This window comes from Streptomyces sp. NPDC059534 (assembly GCF_042743475.1).
GTDB lineage: Bacteria > Actinomycetota > Actinomycetes > Streptomycetales > Streptomycetaceae > Streptomyces.
In genome coordinates this window covers 60,827-76,947 of sequence record NZ_JBHWAQ010000020.1, presented here as the reverse complement: position 1 = coordinate 76,947, position 16,121 = coordinate 60,827, and the positions used below count along the sequence as shown (strand labels likewise).

General features: G+C 70.3%; 13 protein-coding genes. 7 read left to right on the top strand and 6 right to left on the bottom strand.

The genetic code is table 11. The features are described 5' to 3' along the window. Positions 1-107: 107 nt before the first annotated feature. On the bottom strand, positions 108-1,574 hold the full coding sequence (locus ACFVZH_RS23535) for a CCA tRNA nucleotidyltransferase (protein ID WP_384899920.1): 1,467 nt from the start codon (positions 1,572-1,574) through the stop codon (positions 108-110). Positions 1,575-1,753: 179 nt separating this feature from the next. Between ACFVZH_RS23535 and ACFVZH_RS23530 the strand changes: the two genes are divergently transcribed. From ACFVZH_RS23530 to trxA, 7 genes are all read left to right on the top strand, one after another. Then, positions 1,754-4,093: a DUF6049 family protein gene (locus ACFVZH_RS23530; RefSeq protein ID WP_384899918.1), complete on the top strand. Its 2,340-nt coding sequence runs from the start codon at positions 1,754-1,756 to the stop codon at positions 4,091-4,093. Positions 4,094-4,138: 45 nt separating this feature from the next. Next, complete coding sequence (murJ, locus tag ACFVZH_RS23525; RefSeq protein ID WP_384899916.1) at positions 4,139-6,394, top strand: murein biosynthesis integral membrane protein MurJ; 2,256 nt, start codon at positions 4,139-4,141, stop codon at positions 6,392-6,394. 117 nt (positions 6,395-6,511) lie between these two features. After that, positions 6,512-8,236: a serine/threonine protein kinase gene (locus ACFVZH_RS23520; RefSeq protein ID WP_384899914.1), complete on the top strand. Its 1,725-nt coding sequence runs from the start codon at positions 6,512-6,514 to the stop codon at positions 8,234-8,236. A gap of 107 nt (positions 8,237-8,343) precedes the next feature. Next, positions 8,344-9,051 (top strand): RNA polymerase sigma factor SigM, encoded by a 708-nt coding sequence (gene sigM / locus ACFVZH_RS23515; protein WP_384899912.1) that lies wholly within the window; start codon positions 8,344-8,346, stop codon positions 9,049-9,051. After that, positions 9,048-9,986, top strand: coding sequence for a hypothetical protein (locus tag ACFVZH_RS23510; RefSeq protein ID WP_384899910.1), 939 nt, complete (start codon positions 9,048-9,050; stop codon positions 9,984-9,986). Before sigM ends, ACFVZH_RS23510 begins: the two co-directional genes overlap by 4 nt. A gap of 162 nt (positions 9,987-10,148) precedes the next feature. Then, positions 10,149-11,114 (top strand): thioredoxin-disulfide reductase, encoded by a 966-nt coding sequence (gene trxB, locus ACFVZH_RS23505; RefSeq protein ID WP_384899908.1) that lies wholly within the window; start codon positions 10,149-10,151, stop codon positions 11,112-11,114. Between the two features lie 46 nt (positions 11,115-11,160). Next, positions 11,161-11,493, top strand: coding sequence for a thioredoxin (gene trxA / locus ACFVZH_RS23500; protein ID WP_384899906.1), 333 nt, complete (start codon positions 11,161-11,163; stop codon positions 11,491-11,493). 87 nt (positions 11,494-11,580) lie between these two features. Here the strand turns inward: trxA and ACFVZH_RS23495 are convergent, their stop codons facing one another. The 5 genes from ACFVZH_RS23495 to ACFVZH_RS23475 form a co-directional block, all read right to left on the bottom strand. Further along, positions 11,581-12,198: a GNAT family N-acetyltransferase gene (locus ACFVZH_RS23495; protein WP_384899903.1), complete on the bottom strand. Its 618-nt coding sequence runs from the start codon at positions 12,196-12,198 to the stop codon at positions 11,581-11,583. Between the two features lie 161 nt (positions 12,199-12,359). After that, on the bottom strand, positions 12,360-13,451 hold the full coding sequence (locus ACFVZH_RS23490; RefSeq protein ID WP_384899901.1) for a ParB/RepB/Spo0J family partition protein: 1,092 nt from the start codon (positions 13,449-13,451) through the stop codon (positions 12,360-12,362). Then, the gene (locus tag ACFVZH_RS23485) at positions 13,448-14,524 is read right to left on the bottom strand and encodes a ParA family protein (RefSeq protein WP_384899899.1); all 1,077 of its coding nucleotides are present in this window, start codon (positions 14,522-14,524) and stop codon (positions 13,448-13,450) included. Before ACFVZH_RS23485 ends, ACFVZH_RS23490 begins: the two co-directional genes overlap by 4 nt. A gap of 236 nt (positions 14,525-14,760) precedes the next feature. Continuing rightward, positions 14,761-15,477, bottom strand: coding sequence for a 16S rRNA (guanine(527)-N(7))-methyltransferase RsmG (rsmG, locus tag ACFVZH_RS23480; RefSeq protein WP_384899897.1), 717 nt, complete (start codon positions 15,475-15,477; stop codon positions 14,761-14,763). Positions 15,478-15,594: 117 nt separating this feature from the next. Then, positions 15,595-16,107 carry a protein jag gene (locus ACFVZH_RS23475; protein WP_384899895.1) on the bottom strand — a complete coding sequence of 171 codons (513 nt, stop codon included), beginning with the start codon at positions 16,105-16,107 and terminating at the stop codon, positions 15,595-15,597. Positions 16,108-16,121: the final 14 nt, after the last annotated feature.

Here is a 16,121-nt window from a genome sequence, read left to right as displayed (position 1 = left end):
CGGCCTGCTTTTTTTTTTTAAACCACCCCCCAAAAACCCCCCCCCCCCCCTCGGGGGGGGGGGGCGTTTTTTACCCTAAAAACCCCCCCCCGCCCCACGCGATACCGCTAGCCCTGCGCCGCCCACCACTCCTTGAGCGCGGCGATGGCCTGGTCGTGCTCCATCGGGCCGTTCTCCAGACGGAGCTCCAGCAGGAACTTGTACGCCTGGCCGATGGCCGGGCCCGGGCCGATCCCGAGGATCTCCTGGATCTGGTTGCCGTCGAGGTCGGGACGGATCGCGTCCAGCTCCTCCTGCTCCTGGAGCTGGGCGATGCGGTCCTCCAGGCCGTCGTAGGCACGGGAGAGCGCGCCCGCCTTGCGCTTGTTCCGGGTGGTGCAGTCCGAGCGGGTCAGCTTGTGCAGGCGCGAGAGCATCGGGCCGGCGTCACGGACATAGCGGCGCACGGCCGAGTCCGTCCACTCGCCCGTCCCGTAGCCGTGGAAGCGAAGGTGCAGCTCCACCAGCCGCGAGACGTCCTTGATCATCTCGTTGGAGTACTTGAGCGCGGTCATGCGCTTCTTGGTCATCTTCGCGCCCACCACCTCGTGGTGGTGGAAGGAGACCCGGCCGTCCTTCTCGAAGCGACGGGTACGCGGCTTCCCGATGTCGTGGAGCAGGGCCGCGAGACGCAGCACCAGGTCCGGGCCTTCCTTCTCCAGGTCGATCGCCTGGTCGAGCACGGTCAGCGAGTGCTCGTAGACGTCCTTGTGCCGGTGGTGCTCATCGCTCTCCAGGCGCAGCGACGGCAGCTCGGGCAGCACGTGCTCGGCGAGCCCCGTGTCGACGAGGAGGCCGAGGCCCTTCCGCGGGTGCGACGAGACCAGCAGCTTGTTGAGTTCGTCACGGACCCGCTCGGCGGAGACGATCTCGATCCGGCCGGACATCTCCGTCATCGCCGTGACGACCTCGGGAGCGACCTCGAAGTCCAGCTGTGCGGCGAACCTCGCGGCCCGCATCATCCGCAGCGGGTCGTCGGAGAACGACTCCTCCGGCGTCCCCGGCGTGCGCAGCACCCGGGCGGCCAGATCCTCCAGACCGCCGTACGGGTCGATGAACGTCTTCTCGGGGAGGGCCACGGCCATGGCGTTGACGGTGAAGTCACGCCGGACGAGGTCCGCGTCGATCGAGTCGCCGTAGGAGACCTCGGGCTTGCGCGAGGTCCGGTCGTACGCCTCCGAGCGGTAGGTGGTGACCTCGATCTCAAAACGCTGGTCGACGTCGCCTACGCGGGCGTCCTTCTGGCAGCCGACCGTCCCGAAGGCGATGCCGACCTCCCACACGGCGTCGGCCCACGGGCGGACGATCTTCAGGACGTCCTCGGGGCGGGCGTCGGTGGTGAAGTCGAGGTCGTTGCCGAGCCGGCCGAGCAAGGCGTCCCGGACCGAGCCACCGACCAGCGCGAGGCTGAACCCGGCCTCCTGGAAACGGCGGGCGAGGTCGTCGGCGACAGGGGACACACGCAGCAGTTCACTGACCGCGCGGCGTTGCACCTGGCTCAGTGCAGTCGGGGTGTCTTCGTTGGCGTTCGGCACAACAGAAAAGGGTACGTGCCCCGGCTCGCCTCGACGTCCCCGTTTTCGCGCGCGTGGAGATCGCCTGGAGCAGTCCCCGGCACTTGCTCCCAGCGCGCCTCGTTACCATGCCTGGACACAGCAACCGGGAACCATCGACACCACTGGCACCACAGACACTGACGAGGACGGGCGAACGCGTGGCCGAGGCGGCAGACATCCAGGGAACCGGTCCCTCACCTGCCCGCCGATGGCTGCGGCGCACGATCACCGTGGCCGTCGGAGCGCCGCTCCTGGCCGGCCTGCTCCAGGCCCCGAGCACCGCCTCCCCGGCGGTCGCCGCCGCGGACGCCGTCTCCAAGACCGTCGATGTGTCGCTCGACACCCTGGCCCCGAGCGCACCCGTCGAAGGGGACACCGTCACCATCACCGGGACGGTGACCAACCGGAGCAAGAAGGCCGTCACCGACGCGACCGTGGACCTGCGCGTCGGCCCCAGGATGACGAGCCGCAGCGAGATCGAGCAGGTGACGGGACGCACCGGGTACCGGTCCGACAGCGACCCCGCTCGCCTTGAGGACGCTCCCCGCATCAAGATTCCCCGCCTCGGTGCCGGACTCAGCACGGACTTCTCGTTCTCCGTCCCCGTCTCCGACCTCGGACTCGACGAGGCGGGCGTCTACCAGCTGGGGGTCTCCCTCACCGGCCAGACCCCCGACCAGGGGTACGACCGGGTGCTCGGCATCGAGCGGACCTTCCTGCCGTACCAGCCCGAGGCCGCCAAGAAGAAGACCCAGCTCACCTACCTCTGGCCGCTGATCTCCTCCGCCCATGTCTCGGCCGAGACGGCCACGGACGACCAGCAGACCCCGGTCTTCGAGGACGACGCCCTGGCGGACGAGCTGAAGCCGGGCGGGCGCCTGGACCAGCTCGTCTCGCTCGGGAAGGACCTGCCGGTCACCTGGGTGCTCGATCCGGACCTGCTGGCGAGCGTCGACGCCATGGCGAACGGCTACCGGGTCAAGGACGGCACCCTGCACGTCCCCGGCAAGAACAAGGCCGTCGCCGAGCAGTGGCTGAACGCTCTGGAACGGGCGATCCAGGGCCGCAAGGTCGTCGCCCTTCCCTTCGCCGACCCCGACCTCGCCTCCCTCGCCCATCACGGCAAGGACGTGCCCGGCTCGCTGGGGCACCTCCAGTCGGCGACCGACCTCGCCGGCGTGACCGTCGAGACCGTGCTCCACGTGCAGCCGTCCACCGACTTCGCCTGGCCCGTCGACGGAGCCGTCGACCCCTCCATCGTGGCGGTCGCGACCTCGGCCGGCGCCGACAAGGTGATCGCCCGCAGCGACAGCGTCCGCGACGACCTCGCCTACACGCCCACGGCGGCCCGTCCCCTGGGCGACGGCAGCACCACGGCCGTGGTGAGCGACGCGATCCTGTCCACCACCTTCGAGGGGGACATGGTCCGCTCCGAGAGCTCCACGCTCGCGGTCCAGGAATTCCTCTCCCAGTCCCTCGCGATCACCCTGGAGCAGCCGCAGGACCAGCGCAGCGTGGTGGTCGCCCCGCAGCGCATGCCGAGCGTCTCCCAGGCGCAGACCATGGCCACGGCGCTCCACGGCCTCTCCGGCCGGCGCTGGAGCGAGCCGGTCGACCTCGTCGCCGCGGCCGGGGCCAAGCCCGACCCCGACGCCTCGACCCGGGTACCCAGCGCCTCGCGGTACCCGAAGAAGCTGCGCGACCGGGAGCTGCCGGTCCAGGCGTTCCGTGACATGAAGACCACCCGCGACGAGCTCGGCGACTTCAAGGTCATCCTGGAGCTGCCGGGGCGCGTCGTGACGCCGTTCGGCAACGCGATCAACCGCGAGATGTCGGTCTCCTGGCGCGGCGAGCCCCGAGCGGCCGCGATCTACCGGACCAACGTCCTGGACTATCTGCAGACGCTCACCAAGGGCGTCCAGCTGGTCGACAAGTCGGACCTCACACTCTCCGGCCGCAGCGCGACGATCCCCGTGACCGTCCAGAACAAGCTGCTCCAGGGCGTGGACCACCTGGTGCTGCGCCTCACCTCCACCAACAAGAACCGGCTGACGGTCAACGGCGAAGGATTCGCCGAGCTCCCCGTGAAGATCAACGGCGGGCACAGCCAGTCGGTGAAGTTCACCGCCTCCGCCAACGTCAACGGCCAGGTGCCGATGATCGCCCAGCTCTACACCGAGGACGGCACCCCCTACGGGCAGCCGATGACCTTCACCGTGAAGGTCTCCGAGATCACCCCGACGGTGATGCTCGTCATCGCGGGAGGCGTCCTGCTCCTCGTCCTCGCCGGCGTACGGATGTACAGCCAGCGCAAGCGGGTCGCCGCGCGGAACGCCGAGGCCGAGGCCGAGCCTGCGGAGGCGGACGAGGCGGACGAGGACGGGCCCGCCGGGGACGAACCCTCCGGGGACGAACCCGAGCAGCCGAGTGACCCGACGCCGGACACCGGGCCCGAAAGCGGCGACCCGTCGGGCCCGGGTGAGAAAGTGGACCGTTGAGCGATGTCGTGGCCGGTCGGCCGGGGACGATGAGGTGGGGTAACCATGAACGCGCCGTACGACGGTGACCGCGGCCAGGGCGCGGGTGGCACCGCGCCGTCCGGTGGGACGCCCGCGGCGCCCGCCGGCTCCGGCCATCCGCCGGTGACGCCGCCCGCGCCACAGGGTGCCCCCGGCCCGCAGGGCCACGACCCCTATGCGCAGCACCCACAGGGGCAGGACCCGTACGCGCAGAACCCGTACGTACAGGATCCGTACGTCCAGGACGCCTTCGCGCACGACCCGTACCCGGCGCAGGGCCTGGCCGCACAGGACCCGGTGACCGAGGCGCTCTACGACCGCGCCGCGCACCCGCCGCCCCCGCCCGGCACCTACCAGGAGCCCCAGCCGCTCTACCAGCAGCCGGTCGCGCCCCAGCACGCCCCCGACCCCCGGGTGTGGGCGCAGACGCCCGCGCCCGAGCCCGAGGGCCCCTCCCGTCATCTGCCGTACGGCGACGACGCGCGGACGGTCCAGTTCACCGGTGTCGACGACCTGGTGACCCGGGCCGGCGAGGAGGAGCCCGAGCCGGACGCCTTCGCCCACCTGTACCGGGACCAGCAGACGCCCGGCCAGGTGCCGCAGCCCGCTCCGGAGCCGGACCCCCTGCCCGCGCCGGCTCCCAAGAAGTCCGGCCGCGCCTCGGGGCTGCTGAAGTCGAGCGCCGTCATGGCGGCCGGCACCCTGGTCTCCCGGCTCACCGGATTCGTCCGCAGCCTGGTGATCACCGGCGCGCTCGGTGCGGCGCTGCTCGGTGACACCTTCACCATCGCGTACACCCTGCCGACGATGATCTACATCCTCACCGTCGGCGGCGGCCTCAACTCGGTCTTCGTCCCCCAGCTCGTCCGCTCCATGAAGAACGACGAGGACGGCGGCGAAGCGTACGCCAACCGCCTGCTGACCCTGGTGATGGTGGCGCTCGGCCTGATCGTGGCCCTCGCCGTCTTCGCGGCGCCGCTGCTCATCCGGCTGATGTCGAACACCATCGCCGACGACGCCGCGGCCAACAGCGTCGCCGTGACCTTCGCCCGCTACTGCCTCCCCACGATCTTCTTCATGGGCGTGCACGTGGTGATGGGTCAGATCCTGAACGCCCGGGGCAAGTTCGGCGCGATGATGTGGACCCCGGTCCTCAACAACATCGTCATGATCGTCACCTTCGGCCTCTTCATCTGGGTCTACGGCACCTCCGCCGAGTCCCACATGGGCGTGCAGACCATCCCGGACGACGGCATCCGCCTGCTCGGCGTGGGCACCCTGCTCGGTCTCGTCGTCCAGGCCCTGGCGATGATCCCGTACCTCCGTGAGACGGGCTTCCGCTTCCGGCCCCGCTTCGACTGGAAGGGCCACGGGCTCGGCAAGACGGTCAAGCTGGCCAAGTGGACCGTCCTCTTCGTCCTCGCCAACCAGGCGGGCGTCCTGGTCGTCACCCAGCTGGCCACGGCCGCCGGTGAGGAGTCCGGGAAGAACGGTGCGGGCTTCCTCGCCTACTCCAACGCCCAGCTGATCTGGGGCATGCCACAGGCCATCATCACCGTCTCCGTCATGGCGGCCCTGCTGCCGCGGATCTCCCGCGCCGCCCACGACAACGACCCCGGCGCGGTCAGGGACGACATCTCCCAGGGCCTGCGCAACTCGGCCGTCGCGATCGTCCCGGTCTCCTTCGCCTTCCTGGCGCTCGGCGTCCCGATGTGCACCCTGCTCTACGCCTCCAGCGGCGTCGAGGCCGCCCAGGGCATGGGCTTCATCCTGATGGCCTTCGGCCTGGGCCTGATCCCCTACTCCGTCCAGTACGTCGTGCTCCGCGGCTTCTACGCCTACGAGGACACCCGGACGCCCTTCTACAACACGGTCATCGTCGCCGCCGTCAACGCGGCCGCCTCGGCCGCCTGCTACGTCGTCCTGCCCGCCCAGTGGGCCGTCGTCGGCATGGCCGCGTCCTACGGGCTCGCCTACGCCGTCGGCGTCGGCATCGCCTGGCGCCGGCTCCGCAACCGACTGGGCGGCGACCTGGACGGCACCCACGTCCTGCGGACCTACGCACGGCTCTGCATGGCGTCCGTGCCCGCCGCGATCGTCTCCGGTGCCGTCGGCTTCGGCCTGTTGAAGCTCCTGGGCGAGGGTGCGCTCGGCTCGCTCGTCGCCCTGCTCATCGGCGGGGTCGTACTCCTCGGTGTCTTCTTCGTCGCGGCAAAGCGCATGCGTATCGCGGAGTTGAACACCCTGGTGGGCATGGTGCGCGGACGCCTGGGACGCTGATGAGGTGGTCCCGCACAACCATCGGCGGGAACCGCGTGTCGTGCATAGTGCCGGACTGTGGGCACAATTGGCATGGCTGTTGGATGTGGCGCAACGGATGGGGAGGCAGGAACGACGGTGGCGGAACGTAGCACGGCTGCCGTCGACGTGGCCGACAACAGCGGTGACGACCCGCTGACCGCCAAGGCGGACACGGCCGCGACCGACGGGGTGGCGGAAGAGCAGAAGACGGCGGAGAAGTCCGCCCAGGCCACGGAGAACAAGGCGGTCGAACGACAGAGCGGTGAACAGCCCTCCATCACGGCACCCGAACTGCACAGCGGGCACAAGCTGGCGAGACGCTACCGGCTGGAGGAATGCGTCACCCGTTTGGACGGCTTCAGCAGTTGGCGTGCCGTCGACGAGAAGCTACGGCGTGCCGTCGGGGTCCACCTGCTGCCCGCCGACCACCCCAGAGCACGGTCGGTCCTGGCCGCGGCCCGCTCCTCGGCGCTCCTCGGCGACCCCCGGTTCGTCCAGGTCCTCGACGCCGTCGAGGAGAACGACCTCGTGTACGTCGTGCACGAATGGCTGCCCGACTCCACCGAGCTGACCACGCTGCTCGCGTCCGGCCCTCTGGAGCCTCACGACGCCTACCAGCTCGTCAGCCAGGTGTCCCAGGCGATGGCCGCCGCACACCGCGAGGGCCTCGCACACCTCCGGCTCACCCCGAGTGCCGTTCTGCGCAGCTCCACCGGCCAGTACCGGATCCGCGGCCTGGCCGTGAACGCCGCTCTGCGCGGCATCACCGCCGAACGCCCGCAGCGCAGCGACACCGAGGCCATCGGCGCCCTGCTGTACGCCGCGCTGACCCAGCGCTGGCCGTACGACAGCGATGCCCACGGGCTCTCCGGGCTTCCCAAGGGCGTCGGCCTGCTCCCGCCCGACCAGGTCCGCGCCGGCGTCCACCGCGGCCTCTCCGAGATCGCCATGCGCGCCCTCGCCAACGACGGGGCCACCGCCTCGCGGCAGGAGCCGCCCTGCACGACCCCGGACGAGCTGGCCAAGGCCGTCGCCGCGATGCCCCGCGTCAAGCCCCCGGAGCCGGAGTACACCGCCCCGCCCGAGTACCAGCGCACGACGTACCAGCAGGGCACGTACGGCCGGCCCCAGGCGCGCCCGGCCATGACCCAGCCGGTGGTCATCCCGCCGCCTCCGCTGCAGAGCCGGACCGGAAAGGCGCTGAAGTGGGCCGTCTCGGCCCTGCTGATCGCCGCCCTGGGGCTCGGCAGCTGGCAGATCGCGGACCGGCTCCTCGACCAGGACAACTCCTCGAAGACCCCGGTCACGACTCCGACGCTCGACGACGAGAAGCCGGAGCCGCCGAAGCCGCTCACGATCCGGTCGGCCGAGGAGTTCGCCCCGGACGGCAATCTGCAGAACGCCCCCGGGGTGCACGACACCTACGACAGCGACAGCACCACGTACTGGCGTACCAGGACGTTCCGCGCCGGACCCGTCCTGGCTCCGTACAAGCAGGGCGTCGGCATCGTCTACGACCTCGGGAGCGAGCAGAACGTCTCGTCGGCGTCCATAGCGTTCCGCTACGGCGGTCCGAAGACCTCGGTCACCCTCTACGCGGCGGACTCGCTGACCCCTTCGGGCAGCCCGGACTCCATGAAGAAGATCGCCACGGCCGAGACCTCGCAGACCGCGGCGAAGCCGGAGACCACGACGCCGGTGAAGACCCGCTACGTGCTCCTCTGGCTGACCTCGGTGCCCTACTCCGACGGTGACGAGTACTTCGGATCCGGCTACAAGCAAGCCATCACGAACGTCTCCTTCCAGGGGACCGCCCCGTAGCGACGGAGCAGCACCCTTCATGAGCGCCGAGCCCAGCTCGGCGCTCATTTACTTCCGGGCACGGACCGGATTGAATGCCTGCACGGCTGCCGACGAGGAGGGGAACCGTGGCGCCTGCTGCTGACGCCCCCCGGACGGCGACGGACGAGGAACTCCTCGCGAGCCACGTCGCCGGGGACCCGGACGCCTTCGGTGAGCTCGTACGCCGCCATCGCGACCGGCTGTGGGCCGTGGCCCTGCGGACCCTGGGGGACCGCGAGGAGGCCGCTGACGCCGTCCAGGACGCCCTGATCTCGGCCTTCCGGGCCGCCCATACCTTCCGCGGCCAGTCGGCCGTCACCACCTGGCTGCACCGGATCACCGTGAACGCCTGTCTCGACCGGGCCCGCAAGACCGCTTCCCGCCGCACCTCGCCCGTCGACGACACCGACCGCTTCGAACAGCTCCTCGGTCCCCATGAATCGGCCGAGGCTCCCGTGGAGCGCCAGGACCTGCACCGCGAGGTGCTGGCCGCGCTCGCCGCGATCCCGGCCGACCAACGTGCCGCGCTCGTCCTGGTCGACATGCAGGGATACCCCGTCGCGGAGGCTGCCCGTATCCTCGGCGTCCCCACCGGCACCGTGAAGAGCCGCTGTGCACGCGGGCGGGCACGCCTCCTGCCGATGGTCACTCATCTGCGCGCCGACACCGTGGGTAACGAGGTCGCCGAAGGGGGAAGGAACCGGACGCCGGGGACATCCGTCCCACCGGTGCCGGGGCCGACGGATACCGGACCGACTGATCCAGCTGTGAAGGGCGGAGGTGGGCGCACGTGACTTCCACGGCCGGCAGGGCCGACACCACACAGCACCCGGACGTCTCGGAGATTTCCGATCTGTCCGAGGGGCTCCTCTCGCCGACCCGGTCCTCCGCCGTGCGCCGGCATGTGGACGGCTGCTCGCTCTGCGCGGACGTCCGGTCCTCGCTGGAGGAGATCCGCGGTCTCCTGGGGACGCTCCCCGGGCCTCCCCGCATGCCCGCCGAGATCGCCGGCCGGATCGACGCCGCCCTCGCCGCGGAAGCGCTCCTCAACTCCACCTCGCCCGAGAGCGAAGCCGCTGTTTCACGTGAAACATCGCGCTACCCCGCCGAGACCGAGCTTCCCGCCCGCGCGCCCTCCAGGGTCCAGGACCGCCCCGCGGGCAGCTCCCGCGCCGCGACCGGTCCCGGGCGCCCCGGGAAGCCCCGCCGCCGCAGGATCGCTCTGCTCTCCACGCTCGGCGCGGCCTTCGGTGCCGTGATCCTGGGCACGAGCCTGTACCTGAGCCAGACGGGGAATCTGACCGCCGGCGACACCGCATCGGACACCAAGAAGGCCGACGCCGCTTCCACGGCCCTCAGCCCCTTCTCCGGGGCTCCTGTCGAGGACCGGGTCCACGCGCTCCTCGCCGACAACGGAGCGGCCAAGACGCCCCAGGGCGTCGGCCCCGAATCGATGTCCGCCGAAGCCAGCTCCGCGGCCCCCCAGCGCAACCGGGACGATGCGGTCCCCGGCTGCGTCCTGGCCGGCACCGGCCGCACCGACACGGTGCTCGGGCAGGAGCGGGGCGAATACCAGGGCGTGCCGGCCTATCTGCTGGTGCTGCCGGATCCCTCCGACAGCACCCGGGTCCAGGCATACGTTCTCGATGCCTCCTGCGCCGGCCGGACCACGGACGGCGGCGGCCCGGCCGCCGAGGTACTGCTCCACGAGACGTACCCCCGCTCCTGACCGCTCGCCTGACCTCGCTTCCGGCCCTCTCACCGCCCCTCGACGGAGCCGCGCGGCGGTCTCGGGAATGCATGCCCCTTAGGATCCGTTGGGTGGGGTGAGAGCGACCGAGACAACCGCCCCCGTAGGCAGTGGCAGTCTGCAGAGACGAGGAAGTAACCCGTGAGCGACGTCCGTAACGTGATCATCATCGGCTCCGGGCCCGCGGGTTACACCGCGGCGCTCTACACGGCCCGAGCGTCGCTGAACCCTCTGGTCTTCGAGGGTGCCGTCACCGCCGGTGGCGCCCTGATGAACACGACCGAGGTCGAGAACTTCCCCGGCTTCCGTGACGGCATCATGGGCCCCGACCTCATGGACAACATGCGGGCCCAGGCCGAGCGCTTCGGCGCCGAGCTCGTCCCCGACGACATCGTCGCCGTGGACCTGACCGGTGACATCAAGACCGTCACCGACACCGCCGGCACCGTGCACCGCGCCAAGGCCGTCATCGTCACCACCGGCTCCCAGCACCGCAAGCTCGGCCTCCCCAACGAGGACACGCTCTCCGGCCGCGGTGTCTCCTGGTGCGCGACCTGCGACGGGTTCTTCTTCAAGGACCAGGACATCGCCGTCGTGGGCGGCGGCGACACCGCGATCGAGGAGGCGACCTTCCTCTCGCGCTTCGCCAAGTCCGTCACGATCGTCCACCGCCGTGACACCCTGCGTGCCTCGAAGGCCATGCAGGAGCGCGCCTTCGCCGACCCGAAGATCTCCTTCGCCTGGGACAGCGAGGTCACCGCGATCCACGGCGAGCAGAAGCTCAGCGGCCTGACCCTGCGCGACACCAAGACCGGCGAGACCCGCGAGCTGCCCGTCACCGGTCTCTTCATCGCCGTGGGCCACGACCCGCGGACCGAGCTCTTCAAGGGCCAGCTGGAGCTCGACGAGGAGGGCTACCTCAAGGTGGCCGCCCCGTCGACCCGCACCAACCTCACGGGTGTCTTCGGCGCCGGCGACGTCGTCGACCACACGTACCGCCAGGCCATCACGGCTGCCGGTACCGGCTGCTCCGCCGCTCTCGACGCCGAGCGCTTCCTGTCCGCTCTCGCCGACAGCGAGAAGCTGGCCGAGACCCCCGCGGTCTGATCACCCCGCTCCCCACCCCACACCCCGCGAGATCAAGGAGGCCGCTGTGGCCCTCAAGACTGTGACCGACGCTTCCTTCGACGAGGACGTCCTCAAGAGCGACAAGCCCGTCCTGGTGGACTTCTGGGCCGCCTGGTGCGGACCGTGCCGCCAGATCGCCCCGTCGCTGGAGGCCATCGCCGCCGAGCACGGCGAGATCGAGGTCGTGAAGCTGAACATCGACGAGAACCCGGCCACGGCTGCCAAGTACGGCGTCATGTCCATCCCGACGCTGAACGTCTACCAGGGTGGCGAGGTCGTGAAGACCATCGTCGGCGCCAAGCCGAAGGCCGCGATCCTGCGCGACCTGGAGGGCTTCGTCGAGCCCACCAAGGGCTGATGATCTCTCGCTGTTTCACGTGAAACAGCGGCACGCGGAACAGCGAAGGCCCGTCCCCGAGAGGGGGCGGGCCTTCTGCGTGTCCGGCTAGAGGGGCCGCAGGGCCGGCTCCTTCTGGACGGCGCCGAGGAGCCTGTCCAGGGCCATCTCGACGTCCTCCTTCCAGGAGAGCGTCGTCCTCAGCTCCAGCCGCAGCCGGGGGAAGGCGTGGTGGGGACGGACGGTCTTGAAGCCCACGGCGAGCAGATGGTCGGCGGGCAGCACACAGGCCGGCTCCTTCCAGCGGGCGTCCCCGAATGCCTCGATCGCCTTGAAGCCCCGGCGCATCACGTCCTTGGCCACCGTCTGCACGATCACCCGGCCGAGGCCCTGCCCCTGATAGCCGGGCATGATCCACGCCGTCATCAGCTGAACGGCGTCCGCCGCCACGGGGCTCGTCGGGAAGGCCGTGGACCGCGGCACATAGGCCGGGGGAGCGTAGAGCACATAGCCGACCGGTATCTCGTCGACGTAGACCACCCGGCCGCAGGATCCCCATTCGAGCAGGACAGCCGAGATCCAGGCTTCCTTCTCCAGCTCGGGGCGTCCCGCCTTGACCGCCGCTTCCCCACTGACCGGGTCGAGCTCCCAGAAGACGCAGGAGCGACACCGCTTGGGCAGGTCCGGAAGGTTGTCCAGTGTGAGCGGTACGAGCCGACGCCCCACGGCTTCTCCTCGCTTCCCTCGCCCTTGAGCACGGATACGCCTCTCGGAATCGTATCGATCGGGCGATCGGGGCGATACCGCTCACCGGCAAAGGGCGGGCCGCGTTCCGGTGAAGACCGGAACACGACCCGCCCTGAGCGGACTCGGCGGAGCGTGAGGCGTCAGCCCTCCTCGTTCTCGCCGTTCCTCTGGTCCATGACCCGTCCCTCTCCGGGAGCCAGGGTCGAGAGGATCCGTTCCAGATCGTCCATCGAGGCGAACTCGACGACGATCTTGCCCTTCTTCTGTCCCAGGTCGACCTTCACGCGGGTCTCGAAGCGATCCGAGAGCCGGGAGGCGAGATCCGTGAGCGCGGGCGACACCCGGCCCCCGGCGCGGGGACCCTTCGGCTTGACCGGCGCCCCGGGCTCCGAGCCCATCAGCGTGACGATCTCCTCGACGGACCGCACCGAGAGCCCCTCGGCCACGATCCGGTACGCCAGCTTGTCCTGGGCCTCCGGGTCCTCGACGCCCAGGAGGGCGCGAGCGTGACCGGCGGAGATCACCCCGGCGGCGACCCGGCTCTGGACCGGGGGCGAGAGGCGCAGCAGCCTCAGCGTGTTGGAGACCTGCGGACGCGAGCGTCCGATCCGGTCGGCCAGCTGGTCATGGGTGCAGTTGAAGTCCTTGAGCAGCTGGTCGTACGCCGCCGCCTCTTCCAGCGGGTTCAGCTGGGCCCGGTGCAGGTTCTCCAGGAGGGCGTCCAGGAGCAGCTTCTCGTCATCGGTGTGCCGCACGATGGCCGGGATGCGCTCCAGGCCGGCCTCACGGCAGGCTCGCCAGCGCCGCTCGCCCATGATGAGCTCGTAGCGCTCGGCGCCCACCTGGCGCACGACGACGGGCTGGAGAAGACCGACCTCCTTGATGGAGGCGACCAGCTCGGCCAGAGCGTCCTCGTCGAAGACCTCACGCGGCTGACGCGGGTTGGGCGTGATCGCGTCGAGCGGGAGCTCCGCGAAGTGCGCGCCGGCCGGGGACTCCGGGGCGGCGGCCGTCTCGGGCTCGCTCCACGACACCACCGAGTCGGGGGACTGGGGGCTCTGCGGGAGCGTCGCCAGCTTCGCGGCGGCCACGCCCCGCTCCGAGGTCAGGACGGGGGCCGCACCGGGAGAGGTCGCGCCCGCTCCGACGCCGACCGGAGCCGGTCGTTCCTGGGGAGCCGTAGGGATCAGCGAACCGAGCCCTCGCCCCAATCCCCTGCGTCGCTCACTCACTGGATCCCCTCCGACCTGCTGCGCTGGTTGTTCTGGTGCCCTACCTGGGCGTGCTGGGGGTCGTAGTACACGGTGGCCCCCCGCAGGGCGATCTCACGGGCCGCTTCGAGATACGACAGGGCGCCGCTGGAGCCCGGATCGTAGGTGAGGACCGTCTGCCCGTAGCTCGGCGCCTCCGAGATGCGGACGGACCTCGGAATGCTGGTCCGCAGCACCTCCTCGCTGAAGTGGGTGCGCACCTCGTCGGCGACCTGGGAGGCGAGCCTCGTCCGGCCGTCGTACATGGTGAGCAGGATCGTCGAGACATGGAGCCCGGGGTTGAGGTGCCCGCGCACCAGGTCGACGTTCCGCAGGAGCTGTCCCAGCCCCTCCAGTGCGTAGTACTCGCACTGGATCGGGATCAGCACCTCGGCGCCGGCCACCATGGCGTTGACCGTGAGCAGACCGAGCGAGGGCGGGCAGTCGATCAGGATGTAGTCGAGCGGCTGCTCGTACGCCTGGATCGCCCGCTGCAGGCGGCTCTCACGGGCCACCAGCGACACCAGCTCGATCTCCGCACCGGCGAGATCGATCGTGGCGGGGGCGCAGAAGAGACCCTCGACGTCCAGGACGGGCTGCACCACTTCGGAGAGCGGCCTGCTGTCGACCAGGACGTCGTAGATCGAGGGGACCTCGGCGTGGTGGTCGATGCCGAGCGCCGTGGACGCGTTGCCCTGCGGGTCGAGGTCGATGACCAGGACCCGGGACCCGTGCAGGGCAAGGGACGCGGCAAGGTTGACCGTCGTGGTCGTCTTGCCCACGCCGCCCTTCTGATTGGCGACCACCATCACGCGCGTCTGAGCCGGTCGGGGAAGCCCCTCACCGGCACGACCCAGGGCCTCTACTGCCAGTTGGGCAGCATGACCCACGGGGGTGTCGTCCATCGGGGGCGGTGTTTCACGTGAAACATCCTCCCCCACCGATTCGGTTCGGGGACCGGGGACCGGATCGGTCATCGGTCCCGCGATGTTGGCGTCGGACCGCAAAGATTCACTCTCCTCGGCTTCAGGCTCGCGATGAGCAGAGCCTGCCATGCTTTCGGGGTCGTGAACCAGCGAGGCCGGTGGTTCTGTGGGTGAATCCACCTCTGTGGACAACTCCGTAACCCTCGCGAGTGGCTTCACGCGGGGTCTACGGTCCCGGGGCGTGACAGCCACGCGACCGCGGCTGATGATCCCCTGCAGCAGTGAGCGATGTTTCACGTGAAACACCATGCCCCTGCTGCCCGGTCGGGACCGCTCGACACTCCGAAATGGTACGTATGCGGCGTTCAGCGTCGCCGGCGGGTCTTGCTCGTACGGGCGGCCTTGGCCCGCTTGGCCGCGAAGCGGACACCGCCCGGGCTCTCACCGACCTCCACCCGGACGACCGTGGTCTGCGGATCGACGATCCCCTCGCCGACCTGCAGCACCGTGGTCTCGACCACACCGAGCCGGGAGAGCGCGGCGCGGGCACCGTTGATCTCCTCCTCGGCGGTGTCGCCCTTGAGCGCCAGCATCTCGCCGTAGGGGCGCAGCAGGGGAACGCCCCAGCCGGCCAACCGGTCCAGCGGCGCCACCGCGCGGGCGGTCACCACATGCACGGGCGTGATCTTGCCGAGCATCTCCTCGGCGCGCCCGCGGACCACGGTCACATGGTCGAGGCCGAGCAGCTCGACGACCTCCTGGAGGAAGTTCGTCCGGCGAAGCAGCGGCTCCAGGAGCGTGATCTTCAGATCACGCCGGACCAGAGCCAGGGGGATGCCGGGAAGACCGGCGCCCGAGCCGACGTCGCAGACGGTGACGCCCTCAGGGACGGCCTCCGAGAGGACGGCACAGTTCAGCAGATGGCGTTCCCACAGCCGCGGGACTTCACGCGGGCCGATCAGGCCGCGCTTCACACCTGCGTCCGCGAGGAGCTCGGCGTACCGCACGGCCTCCGGGAAGTACTCACCGAAGACTGTCCGCGCCTGCTCCGGCGCCTCGGGGAGCTCCGCTGCCTCCGTCACGGGAACCGTCCTTCCGTACCGCGCGCCGCGTGGGCGAGCGCACTGTGGTGGCTGACTATCAGGCTGACAAAGATCGGCCCCGCCTGCGAACAGACGGGGCCGACACTACGTGAGGGTTCAGGCCGGGAGCACGACGACGAAGCGCTGCGGCTCCTCGCCCTCGGACTCGCTCCGCAGACCGGCGGCGGCGATCGCGTCGTGGACGACCTTGCGCTCGAACGGCGTCATCGGGTCCAGCTTCACCGGCTGGCCCGAGGACTTCACCTCGTCCGCGGCCTTGGCGCCGAGCGCGGCGAGCTCGGAACGCTTCTGGGCCCGGAAGCCGGCGATGTCGAGCATCAGTCGGCTGCGGTCACCGGTCTCCCGGTGCACGGCCAGGCGGGTCAGCTCCTGGAGAGCCTCCAGAACCTCACCGTCGCGGCCCACGAGCTTCTGCAGTTCGCGGCTGCTGGAGTCGCTGATGATCGAGACCGCTGCTCGGTCCGCCTCGACGTCCATGTCGATGTCGCCGTCAAGGTCGGCGATGTCGAGCAGGCCCTCGAGGTAGTCGGCCGCGATCTCACCCTCCTGCTCCAGGCGGGTCAGGGTGTCGCCACCCTCGGCGGCGGCGGAGGTGGTGCCTTCCGTCACGGATGGACTCCTTC

Coding starts and splice junctions, on each gene's coding strand:
- murJ (WP_384899916.1), top strand. CDS start 4,139: ATGAACGCGCCGTACGACGGTGACCGCGGCCAGGGCGCGGGTGGCACC.
- ACFVZH_RS23485 (WP_384899899.1), bottom strand. CDS start 14,524: ATGGCAGGCTCTGCTCATCGCGAGCCTGAAGCCGAGGAGAGTGAATCT.